14 protein-coding genes are annotated in these 13,384 nt (G+C 67.6%); 5 read left to right on the top strand and 9 right to left on the bottom strand.

The window, feature by feature from the left end; all coding sequences use genetic code 11:
- Positions 1–37: 37 nt before the first annotated feature.
- A complete protein-coding gene (locus ABY44_RS09380; RefSeq protein WP_431641138.1) occupies positions 38–1,285 on the top strand; it encodes an aconitase X in 1,248 nt (415 codons plus the stop codon).
- Positions 1,278–1,727 (top strand): aconitase X swivel domain-containing protein, encoded by a 450-nt coding sequence (locus ABY44_RS09375; RefSeq protein ID WP_027790976.1) that lies wholly within the window; start codon positions 1,278–1,280, stop codon positions 1,725–1,727. The genes ABY44_RS09380 and ABY44_RS09375 overlap by 8 nt, the downstream gene beginning before the upstream one ends.
- 20 nt (positions 1,728–1,747) lie before the next feature.
- On the opposite strand, the gene ABY44_RS09370 is transcribed toward ABY44_RS09375, so the two are convergent.
- From ABY44_RS09370 to ABY44_RS09360, 3 genes are all read right to left on the bottom strand, one after another.
- Positions 1,748–2,335, bottom strand: a complete 588-nt coding sequence (locus ABY44_RS09370; protein ID WP_230948806.1) for a hypothetical protein — start codon at positions 2,333–2,335, stop codon at positions 1,748–1,750.
- An 11-nt stretch (positions 2,336–2,346) separates the two neighbouring features.
- Positions 2,347–2,892 (bottom strand): hypothetical protein, encoded by a 546-nt coding sequence (locus ABY44_RS09365; RefSeq protein WP_060173090.1) that lies wholly within the window; start codon positions 2,890–2,892, stop codon positions 2,347–2,349.
- A gap of 97 nt (positions 2,893–2,989) precedes the next feature.
- Entirely contained in the window at positions 2,990–4,072 is a 1,083-nt protein-coding gene (locus tag ABY44_RS09360; RefSeq protein WP_060173091.1) for an AraC family transcriptional regulator, read from the bottom strand.
- Positions 4,073–4,147: 75 nt separating this feature from the next.
- On the opposite strand from ABY44_RS09360, the gene ABY44_RS09355 reads away from it, so the two are divergent.
- A complete protein-coding gene (locus ABY44_RS09355; RefSeq protein ID WP_431641137.1) occupies positions 4,148–6,181 on the top strand; it encodes an FAD-dependent oxidoreductase in 2,034 nt (677 codons plus the stop codon).
- 24 nt (positions 6,182–6,205) lie between these two features.
- Here ABY44_RS09355 and ABY44_RS09350 read toward each other — a convergent pair whose 3' ends face one another.
- Positions 6,206–6,616 carry a DUF2471 family protein gene (locus ABY44_RS09350; RefSeq protein WP_027790981.1) on the bottom strand — a complete coding sequence of 137 codons (411 nt, stop codon included), beginning with the start codon at positions 6,614–6,616 and terminating at the stop codon, positions 6,206–6,208.
- Between the two features lie 138 nt (positions 6,617–6,754).
- Entirely contained in the window at positions 6,755–7,648 is an 894-nt protein-coding gene (locus tag ABY44_RS09345) for a LysR family transcriptional regulator (protein WP_021157299.1), read from the bottom strand.
- A gap of 86 nt (positions 7,649–7,734) precedes the next feature.
- Here ABY44_RS09345 and ABY44_RS09340 point away from each other — a divergent pair, with 86 nt between their 5' ends.
- Positions 7,735–8,520 (top strand): NAD(P)H-dependent oxidoreductase, encoded by a 786-nt coding sequence (locus tag ABY44_RS09340; RefSeq protein WP_060173093.1) that lies wholly within the window; start codon positions 7,735–7,737, stop codon positions 8,518–8,520.
- A gap of 206 nt (positions 8,521–8,726) precedes the next feature.
- Here ABY44_RS09340 and catC read toward each other — a convergent pair whose 3' ends face one another.
- From catC to ABY44_RS09325, 3 genes are read right to left on the bottom strand one after another with little or no spacing between them, the layout of a single operon-like run.
- Complete coding sequence (gene catC, locus ABY44_RS09335; protein ID WP_027790983.1) at positions 8,727–9,017, bottom strand: muconolactone Delta-isomerase; 291 nt, start codon at positions 9,015–9,017, stop codon at positions 8,727–8,729.
- Positions 9,018–9,060: 43 nt separating this feature from the next.
- Positions 9,061–9,963, bottom strand: coding sequence for a catechol 1,2-dioxygenase (gene catA, locus ABY44_RS09330; protein WP_027790984.1), 903 nt, complete (start codon positions 9,961–9,963; stop codon positions 9,061–9,063).
- 32 nt (positions 9,964–9,995) lie between these two features.
- On the bottom strand, positions 9,996–11,129 hold the full coding sequence (locus ABY44_RS09325) for a muconate/chloromuconate family cycloisomerase (RefSeq protein WP_060173094.1): 1,134 nt from the start codon (positions 11,127–11,129) through the stop codon (positions 9,996–9,998).
- Between the two features lie 91 nt (positions 11,130–11,220).
- Here ABY44_RS09325 and ABY44_RS09320 point away from each other — a divergent pair, with 91 nt between their 5' ends.
- A complete protein-coding gene (locus ABY44_RS09320) occupies positions 11,221–12,111 on the top strand; it encodes a LysR family transcriptional regulator (protein ID WP_021157296.1) in 891 nt (296 codons plus the stop codon).
- A 167-nt stretch (positions 12,112–12,278) separates the two neighbouring features.
- Here the strand turns inward: ABY44_RS09320 and andR are convergent, their stop codons facing one another.
- Positions 12,279–13,238, bottom strand: a complete 960-nt coding sequence (gene andR, locus ABY44_RS09315; RefSeq protein ID WP_027790986.1) for an anthranilate 1,2-dioxygenase regulatory protein AndR — start codon at positions 13,236–13,238, stop codon at positions 12,279–12,281.
- Positions 13,239–13,384 lie beyond the last annotated feature (146 nt).

Here is a 13,384-nt window from a genome sequence, read left to right as displayed (position 1 = left end):
GGGCCGGCGCCGCCGGCACGCGTCAGAGGAGCAACCGATGCTGCAGTTGAGTGACCGCGACAGCGCCATGCTGCGCGGGGATTACGGCGATGGCGTCGCGCGCGCGATGCGGATCGTCGCACGCACGGCGCAGGTGATGTCCGCGCCGCACCTGATCGACATCACGTCCGCGCATATCGACGGCTGCCTGTACCACGGCCAGACGAGCCTCGACTTCGTCGAATATTTCGTCGACACCGGCGCGAAGGTCGCGGTGCCGACCACGCTGAACGTCGGGTCGCTCGACCTGATCCATCCCGAGCTGTACCACGGCGACCGCACGATCCAGCGCGACGCGCAGCGCCTGATGGACGCGCATCTGCAACTCGGCTGCGAATCGAGCTTCACGTGCGCGCCGTATCAACTGAAGAATCGTCCCGCGAAAGGCGAGCAGATCGCGTGGGCCGAATCGAACGCGATCGTGTTCGCGAACTCGGTGCTCGGTGCGCGCACCAGCCGGTATGGCGATTTTCTCGACCTGGCTGCCGCGATCACCGGGCGCGCGCCGTATGCGGGGCTGCATGTCGAAGCGAACCGCGCCGCGCGGATCGTGTTCAACGCGCCGGACTTCAGCCGCCTGCTGTCGCGCGACATTTATTTCGCCGCGCTCGGTCTGCTGATCGGCAGGATCGCGGGCGCGGTCGTGCCGGCGATCGTCGGGCTGCCGGCGGATACCACCGAAGACGAACTCAAGGCGCTGGGCGCGGCGGCCGCCTCGAGCGGCGCCGTCGCGCTGTTCCATGCGGTGGGCATCACACCCGAGGCGCCGACGCTCGACGCCGCGTTGCGCGGGCAGGCGGCGCAACGCACGGTCGACGTCGCGATGGCCGACCTCGACGAGATTCGCCGCACGCTGAACCACGGCGCGGCCGGCGACGCACTCGTCGCGGTGGCGCTCGGCACGCCGCATTTCTCGCTGGCCGAATTCCGCACGCTCGGCACCTTGCTCGACGCGTTCGACGGCAAGCCGGCCTGCGATTTCTACGTGAACACGAGCCGCTTCATCTTGTGGGAGCTGGAGGAAGCCGGCCTCGCGGAAAAATTCGCCGCGCGCGGCATTCAGATCGTCGTCGACACCTGCACATACATCACGCCGGTGATGAAGCAACTGTCAGGGCTGGTGATGACCAATTCGGGGAAATGGGCGTCGTATGCGCCCGCGAACATCGGCGTGACGGTCGCGTACGGCAGCATGCGCGAATGCGTGCGGTCGGCGTTCGAAGGAAAGGTGCGATTCGATGACTGAAACGACGGGCAAGGGCTTGACGGGCGACACGCTCGTGCCGGGCAGCGCATGCGCACGCGCGTTCGTGCTCGACAAGCCGCTCAGTTTCTGGGGCGGCTACGATTCGGGCGCGGGAAAGATCGTCGATCGCGGGCATCCGCAGGCCGGTGCGAGCCTCGCCGGCAAGGTGATGGTGATGCCGCACGCGAAGGGCTCGAGTTCGAGCAGCAGCGTGCTCGCGGAAGCCGTGCGCAACGGCACGGGGCCGGTCGGGATCGTGCTGAAGGAGCGCGACCTGATCATCTCGATCGGCGCGATCGTGGCGGCCGAGCTGTATGCGATCGCGGTGCCGGTGGTGTGCGTGACCGATGACGTGTACGACGCGATCGTCGCCGCGACGGGCGAGGTGCGGATCGAGGCGGGCGAGGGGGACGGTGGGGCGCGGATCGTCGTCGGCTGCTGACGCGGCGCGTGCGTATCGCGTCAGAGAAAACGGATGTTCGGCGTATCGTCGTTCGCGAGCGACAGCGCCTGCCTTGCGGCGTTCATCTCGCGCTTGCCGCCGGGCTGCCTGAGCCGCCGGATCTCGGGCCACACGATCACGCCGAACACGGTGCGCAGGATCGTGCTCAGCAGGAAGAACCCGATCGCGCCCCCGGCGAACCACGCGAACGTGTCGAGCATCCCGTCGAGGCTGCGCGACACCGCGGACATGATGCCGAGAATGAAGACGAAGGCGACCAGCAGGAATAGCGTCGCGAACACATCGATGCGGGCCGCGGCGACTTTCGCGGGTCGAACCAGATACACCGAGGCGTCGGTCGCGTTGTGGATGCCGTAGATGGCCGTGCGATCCGGGCCTTCGGCGTACGCCACCTCCAGCCGATCGCCCGCGACGAGGAACAGGCTGCGCGTGGCGCTGGTCACGAGCGTGAGCGGCGCGTCGAACGTGTCGAGCTGCAGCGCGATCTCCTCGATGCCTTGCGTCGTCCAGCCGAGATTGTTGCTCCAGACCTGCGTAGTGATCGTCTTCTGGCTGACGGACGTCACGCGGCCGGATGCGATTTGCATGGCGCGACCGGTCATCCGTTGCTCCGTTCCATCGTGAACCCGGCGGGTTCGTACCGCCACTTTTCCTGCGCCTCGCGACGCTGAGGCCGGAACACCAGATCGGACAGCCCCGCGATCGCGAGCAGGATGCCCAGCAGGCTGATGATGCTCGCGAGCAAGGCCAGGGCGCCGACGAACGCCCAGCCCGATCTGAACACGGCGGCACCGATCAGCAGGCTCAGCACGAAGACGATCGATGCCCATGTGAGCAGCGTCAGGTTGCGGCTCTTTTGTCCGAGCGCATCGTAAGGCGCGATCGCCAGGTCGCTGCTTCTGAGCCACGCGATCCGGTGACGGCCGCGATCGTTGAAGATGCACGCGCGCACGGCCATCCCGGGCTTCAATCGATCGATCTGCTTGAACGCCTCTGCGTCGAAATCGTCGGCGGCGATGAAGTAGCAGGCGTTCTGCATCGTCAGGCGATAAAGCGGCGCCTTCCTGATGTCGGCCGCGATCCGGACGAGGTTCGTATCGATACGGTCGATCGTCGACTCGATCAGCGTGGTGTGATTGGGCATGGGGCGGGAGAGTGCGCCGGTCGGCGCCGCTTGGGCGTGGGATTGATCATACCGATGAAATCGCGGGCCGGCACCTCGTGCCGGTCGCGGCCCTGCATCAGTCGCGTGCCGTGCCCGCAGCCGCCTCCCGATAGGCGCTCGGCGTCTGCCCGGCCCAGCGCCGGAACGCGCGCGTGAAATTCGCCGGGTCGGTGAATTGCAGCCGCTCGGCGATCGTCTTCAGGTCGAGATCCGACGCGGCGAGCAACTGCTTCGCGTCGCGAAACCGCGCTTCGTCGAGCAACTGCCGATAGCTCGACCCGGCTTCCTCGAGCCGGCGCCGCAGCGTGCGTGTCGACACGAGCAGCGCATCGGCGAGCGTCTCCGGCCCCGGGTAATCGCCGGCCCCGCGTGCCAGCTCCGCACGCACGCGTTCGACCAGATCGCCTTCCTCCTGGCGCACCTGCGCATACTCACGCTCCACCTGCACGAGCGCCTGCCGGTGCGCGACTTCGTCGGCGAGCGGCAGCGGCCAGTCGAGCACGTCGCGCGCGATCCACAGCGCGTTGGCCGCGCAGCCGAATTCGACCGGCGGCAACTGGTCGCGATAGCGTGCGAAATAGGGCGGCTCCGGCCACGTGAATTGCAGCGCGATCGGCGGCGACGCGCGCCCGGCCCATTGCGAGATGTTCTGCGCGAGCCCGGTCAGCACGAATTCGAACATCACGTGATGCTGCAGCACGGGGCTCGCCTGCACGCCGTGCAGTTCGAGCGTCGCGCCGCGTTCGTCTTCTTCATAGGTCAGGCGATATTGGCGGTTGCGCATCCGGAAGTAGCGCTGCGTGACGGATAGCGCCTCGCGGATGTCCCGCGCGGTCAGGGTCGCGTAGCCGAGAAAGCCGTGCACGGTCGGCTTCAGCAGCAGCCCGAACGCGAGCCCGATGCCCGGATCGCCGCCGATCTCGATCGCATTGAGCACGAGCCGCCCCCATTGCGACGGCGCGACGCGCGCGTCCGGTTCGGCCAGCACTGCATCGCGCAGGCCCGTGCCGGCGCGCACGGCGGCCAGGTCGACACCGCGCGCGGCCAGCGCCTGCAGGAGCAGGCGCGTGTAGGCGACCGGAATCGTCGGCCGGCGCAGCCCGAGGCGATCCTTGGCGAGAGGGGAAGTCATGTCGTTTTGGCCGGAAATGACAAGCATTATGGCTGTTTGCCCCCTCACGTTCAAGGCGGCGCGCGCCTACGATGTCACGCATCGCTTACTGGCACGATCATCATGACGACACCCTTTCCCTACCTGCTCGCGCCGCTCGATCTCGGCTTCACGACGCTGAAGAACCGCGTCTTGATGGGCTCGATGCACACGGGCCTCGAGGACAGCCGCAAGACGCTGCCGCGGCTCGCCGAATATTTCGCCGAACGCGCGCGCGGCGGCGTGGGCCTGATCGTGACGGGCGGCTTCGCGCCGAACGTGGCCGGCTGGACCAAGCCGTTCGGCGGCACGCTGATGACGTCGGCCGCCGCGCGACGCCATCGCGAGATCACCGGCGCCGTGCACGCAGAGGACGGCAAGATCGCGCTTCAGATCCTCCATACGGGCCGCTACGGTTATCACCCGTTCGCGGTCGCGCCGTCGAAGATCAAGTCGCCGATTTCGCCGTTCGCGCCGCACGAACTGAGCGCGCGCGGGGTCGAGCGGCAGATCCGCGCGTTCGTCCGTTGCGCGAAGCTCGCGCGTGAAGCCGGTTACGACGGCGTCGAGATCATGGGCTCCGAAGGCTACCTGATCAACCAGTTCATCTCGATGCATACGAACAAGCGCACCGACCAGTGGGGCGGGTCGTACGAGAACCGCATCCGGCTGCCGATCGAGATCATCGAACGCACACGCGAAGCGGTCGGCCGCGATTTCATCCTGATCTACCGGCTGTCGATGCTCGACCTGATTCCGGACGGCAGCGACTGGAGCGAAACCGTGCAGCTCGCGAAGGCCGTCGAGCGCGCGGGCGCGACGATCATCAACACGGGGATCGGCTGGCACGAGGCGCGCGTGCCGACGATCGCGACGTCGGTACCGCGCGGCGCGTTCGCGTGGGTGACGAAGAAGATGAAGGGCGAGGTCGGCATTCCGCTCGTGACCACCAACCGGATCAATCGCCCCGAAGTGGCCGAGCAGATCCTCGCGGACGGCTGCGCGGACATGGTGTCGATGGCGCGCCCGCTGCTCGCGGATGCCGAGTTCGTGATCAAGGCCGCACAGGGCCGCGCCGACGAGATCAACACCTGTATCGGCTGCAACCAGGCGTGTCTCGATCACGCGTTCAAGAACAAGATCGCGTCGTGCCTGCTGAATCCGCGTGCATGCCACGAGACGGAACTGAAATACACGCTCGCGCCGCAGCCGAAGCGCATCGCTGTGGTGGGCGCGGGGCCGGCCGGGCTCGCGTGCTCGACCGTGCTCGCGCAGCGCGGCCATCGGGTCGACCTGTTCGACGGCGCGGCCGAGATCGGCGGCCAGTTCAACATGGCCAAGCGGATTCCGGGCAAGGAGGAGTTTCACGAAGCGCTGAGCTACTTCGGCCGCCAGGTCGAGCTGACCGGCGTGAACCTGCACCTGAACCGCCGCGTCGACGCAAGCGACCTGATCGCGGGCGGCTACGACGAAATCGTGCTCGCAACGGGCGTCGCGCCCCGCGACCCGAAGATTCCGGGGCAGGACGGGCCGAACGTGCTCAGCTACATCGACGTGCTCGCGGGCAGGCAGCCGGTTGGACGGCGTGTCGCGGTGGTCGGGGCGGGCGGGATCGGCTTCGATGTCGCCGAGTATCTGGTGCAGGACGGCGAATCGCCGGCGCTCGATCTGGAAGAATGGAAGGCCGAGTGGGGCGTGACCGACCCGGCCGCGACGCGCGGCGGCGTGACGCGGGCGCAGGTCACGGCGCCCGCGCGTGAAGTGACGCTGCTGCAGCGCAAGGCCGCGCCGCTCGGCAAGGGGCTCGGCAAGACGACCGGCTGGATTCACCGCGCGACGCTGAAGATGAAGCAGGTGAAGATGATCGGCGGCGTGAACTACGAATTGATCGATGCGCGCGGGCTGCACGTGTCGTACGGCGAGCAGCGCACCGATCACGAGCTGATCGAAGCCGACACGATCGTGCTCTGCACGGGGCAGGAGCCGCAGCGCGCGTTGCTCGCGCCGTTGCAGGCGGCCGGGCGTTCCGTGCACCTGATCGGCGGCGCGGAACTGGCCGCCGAACTCGACGCGAAGCGCGCGATCGATCAGGGGGCGCGCCTCGCGGCGCGGCTGTAACGGTGCGGCCGCGCGTCGCCGCCGTCACTCCATCTCGGCGTGTTGCGTCTCGCGCTCTTCCGCTTCCAGCATCGCCTTGACGATCAGGTAAACGGCGGGCAAATCGTCGTCGTCGCGCTTCCAGTCGACGGCTTCCTCGACGTCCGCGGCGACCATCCGGCTGTCGCGCAGCCGGATGAAGGCGTCGACGACCGTCGGATCGTTGCGGTTCAGGAAGCCGGAGTTCGAGAACGCCAGCTCCTCGACATTCAGCAGCGCCTGCCAGCTCATCGTGCGGACGGCGGCCGGATGGCTGCGGCGCCGCAAGCCGAGCGCCCGCTGCGCGGGGCCGCCGACGACACGCTGAAGATCGACGACCGCCTGCCGCGCGGCGCGCTCGAAGTGGACGGGATTGAAGCCGGGTTGCTCGGGATCGAATGCGGATGACTGAAACATGGTCGCCTCACTAAAGACCGTCTCGGGGGACGGAATTCGGGTCAAATGACGCAGAAACACTGTAAATATATACAGTGATCGGCGCACTTTCAAGCCCCCGATGACAGCAGATGGCAGCCGTCCGGCAACCGGGCCGTGTCAGACCGCCGCCGCGATGGTCTCCCGCAGCCACCGGTGTGCCGGATCGCGATGCACGCGCTCGTGCCACAGCATCGACATTTCATAGCCGGGCACCTCGACCGGTGCGTCCACCACACGCAGCGCAGGCACATCGCGCACCAGTCGCTCGGGCAGCATCGCGACGAGATCGGTGCTCGCGACCGCCGACATCACGAACAGGAAGTGCGGTACGGACAGCACGACGCGCCGCACGGCCCCGACCTTCGCGAGCGCTTCGTCCGTCACGCCGAAGAAGCCGCCGCCATCGGGCGACACGATCACGTGTTCGAGCGTGCCGAACTGCGCGAGCGTCGGGCGCCGCTTCAGCTTCGGATGCCCGGCGCGGCCGATGAGCACGTAACGCTCGACGAACAGCGGCAGGCGCCGCATGCCGGCCGGCGACCCTTCCGTCGTATGAAAGGCGAGGTCGATGCCGTTTCGTTCGGCATCCTGCTCGATGCGCGGCGGCGCGAGTTCGACGACGGCGAGCCGCGTACCGGGCGCGGCCGAGCGCAGCGTGTGCAGCGCGGGCAGCACGATCGTCGATTCGCCGTAGTCGGTCGCGGCCACGCGCCACGTGTTCGTCGCGGTCGCCGGATCGAACGGTGTGGCCGGAACCACCGCGCGCTCGACGGCTTCGAGCGCATCGCGCAACGGCTCGCGCAGCGTTTCCGCGCGCGCGGTCGGCCGCATCCCGCGCGGCCCCGGCAACAGCAGCGGATCGCCGAACAGGTCGCGCAGTTTTTGCAACTGCACGCTCACCGACGGCTGCGACATGTTCAGTTTCTCGGCCGCGCGCGTGACGTTGTGCTCGGCGAGCAGCACGTCCAGCGTGACGAGCAGGTTCAGGTCGAGTCGTCTGAGATTATTCATGGCTATACCTGGAATATCAGGAATTCATTTCAAATATACCTTCGACGGCGGCATCCTGTAGTCATTCAATCAAAGGAGTGACGAACATGAATGTGCTGATCGTTTATGCCCATCCCGAACCGCGCTCGCTGAACGGCGCGCTGCGCGACTTTGCCGTCGAGCATCTCGAAGCGGCCGGCCACGCGGTGCAGGTGACGGATCTGTATGCGATGAACTGGAAGGCGGCGTTCGACGCGAACGACGTGACCGGTCGCGCACCCGACGCGCGGTTCGATCCGTCGCTCGACTCGAAGCACGCATTCGCGGCCGGCACGCAAAGCGAAGATATCGCGCGCGAGCAGGAGAAGCTGAAGTGGGCCGACGCGGTGATCCTGCAGTTTCCGCTGTGGTGGTTCTCGATGCCGGCGATCATGAAGGGCTGGGTCGAGCGTGTGTATGCGTACGGTTTTGCGTATGGCGTCGGCGAGCATTCGGAGACGCGCTGGGGCAACCGCTACGGCGAAGGGGCGCTGGCCGGCAAGCGGGCGATGCTGATCGTCACGGCAGGCGGGTGGGAATCGCACTACAGCCCGCGCGGCATCAACGGGCCGATCGACGACGTGCTGTTTCCGATCCAGCACGGGATCTTGTATTACCCGGGGTTCGACGTGCTGCCGCCGTTCGTGATCTACCGGACGGGCAAGATGAACGACGCGCGCTTCGACGAAACGCGTGCGGCGCTCGGCAAGCGCCTCGATGCGTTGTGGACCACGCAGCCGATTCCGTTCCGGCGACAGAACGCGGGCGATTACGAGATTCCGGCGTTGACGCTGAAGGAGGAGATCGTGCCGGGGACGGTGGGGTTTGCCGCGCATCTGGCGCACGCGTATTGATGACGCATGGCGGGCCCGCTCGGGAAAGCGGCGCGCGGGCATATCGACACCTGCGCACGAATCGAGCCGTTTCCGGAGATCGGCGCGACGGATGCGCGGAAGCCGGCCGCGCGGCAACCCGATCCACCCCGGCGGATGACGAAACGAAACGGGCGGCCCGCGATGCAATCGCGGGCCGCCCGTCTTGCCGGAACTCGATCGCCTGCTTACCGATCGTCTTCCCGCACCGAAGACGGATGCCGGCACAGCGCGCGCACTTCCATCTCCATATACGGGAACAGCGGCAACTGGCTCAGCAGGTCATGCAGTTGCTGCACGCTCTCGACGTCGAAGATGCTGACGTTCGCATACTGCCCGGCGATCCGCCACAGATGACGCCAGACACCTTCGTTCATCAGCCGCTGGCACATCGCCTTTTCTTCCGCCTTCAGCGTGGCCGCCTTGACCGGATCCATGTCCGTCGGCAGACGGACGGTCATTTCCACATGAAACAGCATCCTGCACTCCTTGCGTTGTCGATTCGTCGAACGGGAAGGCCGCTCACGCCTGCGCGCGGGCTCGCTCGACTTCGCTTGCCGGCACGTCCTGCTTTTCCTTGAGCAGCGAGAAATCGAAGTCGATCAGCGCGAACTGCCCGTCGACGCCGTACGGCTTGCCTTCCGCGCCTTCGGCCTGCTTCACGGCCGGGATCAGCCCGTCGCGCGTTGCGAATGCGAAGTCGTCCCACAGGTGCGGATCGCCTTCGATGTTGATCTGCGTCGTCAGCTTACGATAACCGTCCGCCGAAACGAAGAAGTGAATGTGCGCCGGACGATGGCCGTGGCGGCCGAGCTGGTCGAGCAGTTGCTCGGTCTTGCCGCCCGGCGGCACGCTGTAGCCGACCGGCACCACGCTGCGGAAGCTGTAGCGGCCTTCCGCGTCGGTGCGGATCGAACGGCGCAGGTTGAACGCGGGCTGCGACTGGTCGAAGTACGAGTAGTTGCCGAGATGGTTCGCATGCCACACCTCGACGAGCGCGTTCGCGATCGGCGCGCCGTCTTGGCCGAGCACCTTGCCGCGCATCACGAGCGTCTGGCCCGGATCGGTGCCGTCGTCGAGGCGCGCATGGCCGACCGATTCCGGCGCGCCGGCAACGTACAGCGGCCCTTCGATCGTGCGCGGCGTGCCGCCCTCGATGCCGGCCTTCGCTTCGGCTTCGTCCATCCGCACGTCGAGGAAGCGCTCGAGGCCGAGGCCCGCGGCGATCAGGCCGAGCTCCTTGCCCGCTTCGTTCAGGTAGTTGAGCGCGGTCCAGAATTCGCTCGGCTGCACGTCGAAATCCTCGATCGTGTAGCACAGGTCCTTCATGATCCGGTTGACGATCGCGCGCACGCGCGGGTTGCCGGGCTTCTCCGCGGCGTCGTCGAACGTCTTCAGCAGGGCGTCGATGGCTTGCTTGTCCATGTGTGTCTCCGGTTTCGGTTGTCGTGTGGGGATCAGCGGGCGTCGCGCTTCATGCGTTCGATGCGGGCCCAGTCGAAGGTGATGCCGAGGCCGGGCGTTGCCGGCAGGTGCAGCTTGAAATCCTCGTAGCGCAGCGGCTCGACGAGGATTTCCTCGGTGAGCAGCAGTGGGCCGAACAGCTCGGTGCCCCATTTCAGCGAGTCGAACGTGCTGAACAGTTGCGCGGACGCCATCGTGCCGGCCGCGCCCTCGAGCATCGTGCCGCCGTACAACTCGATGCCGGCCGCCGCCGCGATCGACGCGACGCTCGCCGCGCCCTGCAGGCCGCCCGATTGCGCGATCTTCACCGCGAACACGTCGGCCGCGCGATCCTGCGCGAGCGCGAACGCATCGACGGGGCCGTGCAGCGCCTCGTCGGCCATGATCGGCACCTGCGCGAGCTGCGTGAGGCGTTTCAGCCCCGCGCGGTTGGTCGCGGCGATCGGCTGCTCGACGAGGCTCACGCCCGCTTCCGCGAGCCGTGCGCCGGCCCAGATCGCGTCGGTTTCGCTCCATGCCTGGTTCACGTCGACACGCACGTCGCCGCGCTCGCCGAGCGCGCGCTTGATCGCGACGACGTGTGCGACGTCGCTGGCGACCGCGTTCGAGCCGATCTTCAGCTTGAACGCGCGGTGGCGGCGCGCTTCGAGCATCGCTTCGGCTTCCGCGATGTCGCGCTGCGTGTCGCCGCTCGCGAGCGTCCATGCGACGTCCACCGCGTCGGCCCGGCGGCCGCCGAACAGTTCCGACAGCGGCACGCCGAGGCGGCGCGCCTGCGCGTCGAACAACGCGGTCTCGATCGCGCACTTCGCGAAGCGGTTGCCCTGGAACAGCTTGCGGGCGCGCGCCATCGCGGCGCCCGGGCGGGTCGCGTCCATGCCCTGCAGCAACGGCGCGAAGTAGGTGTCGATGTTGACCTTGATGCTTTCGGGGCTCTCCTCGCCGTAGGCGAGGCCGCCGATGGTCGTCGCCTCGCCGACGCCTTCGATACCGTCCGTGCATCGAACGCGAACCAGTACGAGGGTCTGGCAATTCATCGTGGCGACCGACAATTTGTGGGGCCTGATCGTCGGCACGTCGACCAGCAAAGTCTCGATGCGTTCGATGGTGGCGGCAGTTGCTATCATGCGATTCCTCCTGTTGGTGCACATGGTAGGAATTCCCGCCCCGCGTCGTCCAACACTCTTTCCGACTACTTCCATACCTTTGAGGCATGAAATGGAATTGCGCCAGCTCCGCTACTTCATCGCCGTCGCCGAGGAAATGAACATCACGCGGGCGGCCGAGCGGTTGCACATGACGCAGCCGCCGCTGAGCCGCCAGCTCCAGGCGATCGAGGATGAGATCGGGCTGCCGCTGTTCGAGCGCGGCGCGCGGCCGCTGAAGCTGACGGATGCGGGGCGCGTGTTCTACGCGCAGGCGAAGCGCCTCGTCGACCAGGCCGACGAGCTCGGCCCGCTGACGCGGCGGCTCGCGCAGCTGTCGGAGCGGATCGTGATCGGCTTCGTGCCGTCGACGCTGTACGGTGCGCTGCCGGACGTGATCCGCGCGTTTCGCGAGGCGCAGCCGGACGTCGAACTGTCGCTGATCGAAATGTTCACGCTCGAACAGCTCGGCGCGCTGAAGGGCGGGCGGATCGACGTCGGGTTCGGCCGCCTGCGGTTCGACGACGACCAGCTGGTGCGCGAGGCGCTGATCGAGGAAAAGCTGATCGCCGCGCTGCCGGTCGGGCATCCGCTCGCCGATCCCGATCGGCCGCTCGCGCTCGCGGATATCGCGAACGAGACGCTGATCGTCTATCCGAGCACGCCGCGGCCGAGCTTCGCCGATCAGCAGCTGTCGGCGCTGCGCGACGGCGCGCTGGTGCCGGCGGCCGTGCACGAGGTGCGCGAGCTGCAGACGGCGCTCGGGCTCGTGGCCGCGCAGGTCGGCGTGTCGCTGGTGCCGGAGAGCGTGGAGGGCGTGCGCGTGAAGGGCGTGGTCTACCGGCGGTTGCCGGAGCCGGCCGCGACGTCGCCGATCATCATGAGCCGCCGGCTGCACGGCGAAAGCGCCGCCACGGCCGCGTTCTGCGCGATTGCGCGGGAGATGATCGGGGCATCGGCCTGACGGGCATCGCCGCGTTCAAGTATTGCAACTAACGGTCTGTTTTGGCGTGCGCCGGTGGATGCGGAGGGGGTGTCGCAATGTCACGCGCGTCGATGCAAGTGCCGCGCTGGTTTTGCGGGTCGCAGGCCACAAGCCGCATGCCACCGGCCGCGCCAGCGTGCGCATCGCTATCGCTTCACGTCGAGCGTTTCCGACGGAGACTCGCCGAATTTTTCCCGATAGGCGATCGCGAACCGGCCAAGGTGCGTAAACCCGCAATCGAGCGCGACATCGGCGATCCGCCGGTCGGACGCCGCGCCGCGCAGCAGCTCGCGCGCATGGTCGAGCCGCGTCGCGCGCAGGTATTGCATCGGGCTCATGCCCCGGAACTGCAGGAACGCGTCGCGCAGCGTCCGTTCCGGCACGTTGGCGGCCTGGACGATATCGGCGAGTTGCAGCGGCTGCGCGTAGTGCGCGTCCACGAATTCCTGCGCGCGCCGCAGGAAGCCCGGCGCGGGGTCGCGGTGCGAGGCGTGCAGCACGGACGGCGGGTGGCCTTCGATCAGCAGATCGATCAGCAGGTGCTCGAGCTGCGACGCGACGCGCGGGTTCGCGTTTGCGCGCTCGAGCAGCTCGGGCGAGCGGGCGACGAGCATCAGTTGCTGGCGCCACGCGGTGAGCGCGGCGTCGCTGACATGCAGCACCGGGTCGAGCGTCGCGCGCGGGTCGCCCGTCAGCGAGCCGACCGTGGCCGCGTCGATGCGCAGCACGAACTGCTCGCAATCGGCCGACAGCACCGCGTCGAAGCGCTCGCCGGGCGCGCACAGCACGCCGGTCTGGCCGTCGACGCCGAGCTGCCGCCCCATCGCGCGCACCTCGGCCTGGCCGGACAGGCAGAACATCAGCAGGTAGTAGCCGTCGACCGCGTCGACCTGCACGCGCATCGCGTCGCCGAATGCGATCGTGCCGATCCCGAGCCCGCCGAGCCGGACGAAATCCATGTGCGACGCGCCATGCGTGCGGCCGTTCGGCAGCAGCGCATGCGGCTGCATCACGCGCGAGATCCGCTCGCGCGTCTCGTCGAGATCGCGGGATTCGAACAGCCGGTGCGCGCGCAGCGCGAGCGGCTCGAACGACGTTGGGGACATGGGCCTCAGCCTTTGTATGAGCGACGCGCGCTTCGATCCGATGAATGGGTCGCGATCGTGCGCAGGGTCGTGTGTGCCGTCATGCTAGCTCAGAAATCCGCCGAAAGTGGATATTGCGCCGCCGCAATCGCACTTTCCGGATAGAC

It is taken from the genome of Burkholderia sp. ZZQ-2, from assembly GCF_050768715.1.
Classification (GTDB): Bacteria; Pseudomonadota; Gammaproteobacteria; order Burkholderiales; family Burkholderiaceae; genus Burkholderia; species Burkholderia cepacia.
The sequence above is the reverse complement of the archived record's forward strand: the minus strand, read 5'-3'. Positions and strand labels throughout refer to the sequence as shown.

Excerpts from the sequence above, each read along its gene's own strand:
- ABY44_RS09380 (WP_431641138.1), top strand. The coding sequence starts at position 38 with ATGCTGCAGTTGAGTGACCGCGACAGCGCCATGCTGCGCGGGGATTAC.
- ABY44_RS09355 (WP_431641137.1), top strand. The coding sequence starts at position 4,148 with ATGACGACACCCTTTCCCTACCTGCTCGCGCCGCTCGATCTCGGCTTC.
- ABY44_RS09360 (WP_060173091.1), bottom strand. The coding sequence starts at position 4,072 with ATGCTTGTCATTTCCGGCCAAAACGACATGACTTCCCCTCTCGCCAAG.
- ABY44_RS09320 (WP_021157296.1), top strand. The coding sequence starts at position 11,221 with ATGGAATTGCGCCAGCTCCGCTACTTCATCGCCGTCGCCGAGGAAATG.
- catC (WP_027790983.1), bottom strand. The coding sequence starts at position 9,017 with ATGCTGTTTCATGTGGAAATGACCGTCCGTCTGCCGACGGACATGGAT.
- andR (WP_027790986.1), bottom strand. The coding sequence starts at position 13,238 with ATGTCCCCAACGTCGTTCGAGCCGCTCGCGCTGCGCGCGCACCGGCTG.
- ABY44_RS09340 (WP_060173093.1), top strand. The coding sequence starts at position 7,735 with ATGAATGTGCTGATCGTTTATGCCCATCCCGAACCGCGCTCGCTGAAC.
- catA (WP_027790984.1), bottom strand. The coding sequence starts at position 9,963 with ATGGACAAGCAAGCCATCGACGCCCTGCTGAAGACGTTCGACGACGCC.
- ABY44_RS09325 (WP_060173094.1), bottom strand. The coding sequence starts at position 11,129 with ATGATAGCAACTGCCGCCACCATCGAACGCATCGAGACTTTGCTGGTC.
- ABY44_RS09345 (WP_021157299.1), bottom strand. The coding sequence starts at position 7,648 with ATGAATAATCTCAGACGACTCGACCTGAACCTGCTCGTCACGCTGGAC.
- ABY44_RS09375 (WP_027790976.1), top strand. The coding sequence starts at position 1,278 with ATGACTGAAACGACGGGCAAGGGCTTGACGGGCGACACGCTCGTGCCG.
- ABY44_RS09370 (WP_230948806.1), bottom strand. The coding sequence starts at position 2,335 with ATGCAAATCGCATCCGGCCGCGTGACGTCCGTCAGCCAGAAGACGATC.
- ABY44_RS09350 (WP_027790981.1), bottom strand. The coding sequence starts at position 6,616 with ATGTTTCAGTCATCCGCATTCGATCCCGAGCAACCCGGCTTCAATCCC.
- ABY44_RS09365 (WP_060173090.1), bottom strand. The coding sequence starts at position 2,892 with ATGCCCAATCACACCACGCTGATCGAGTCGACGATCGACCGTATCGAT.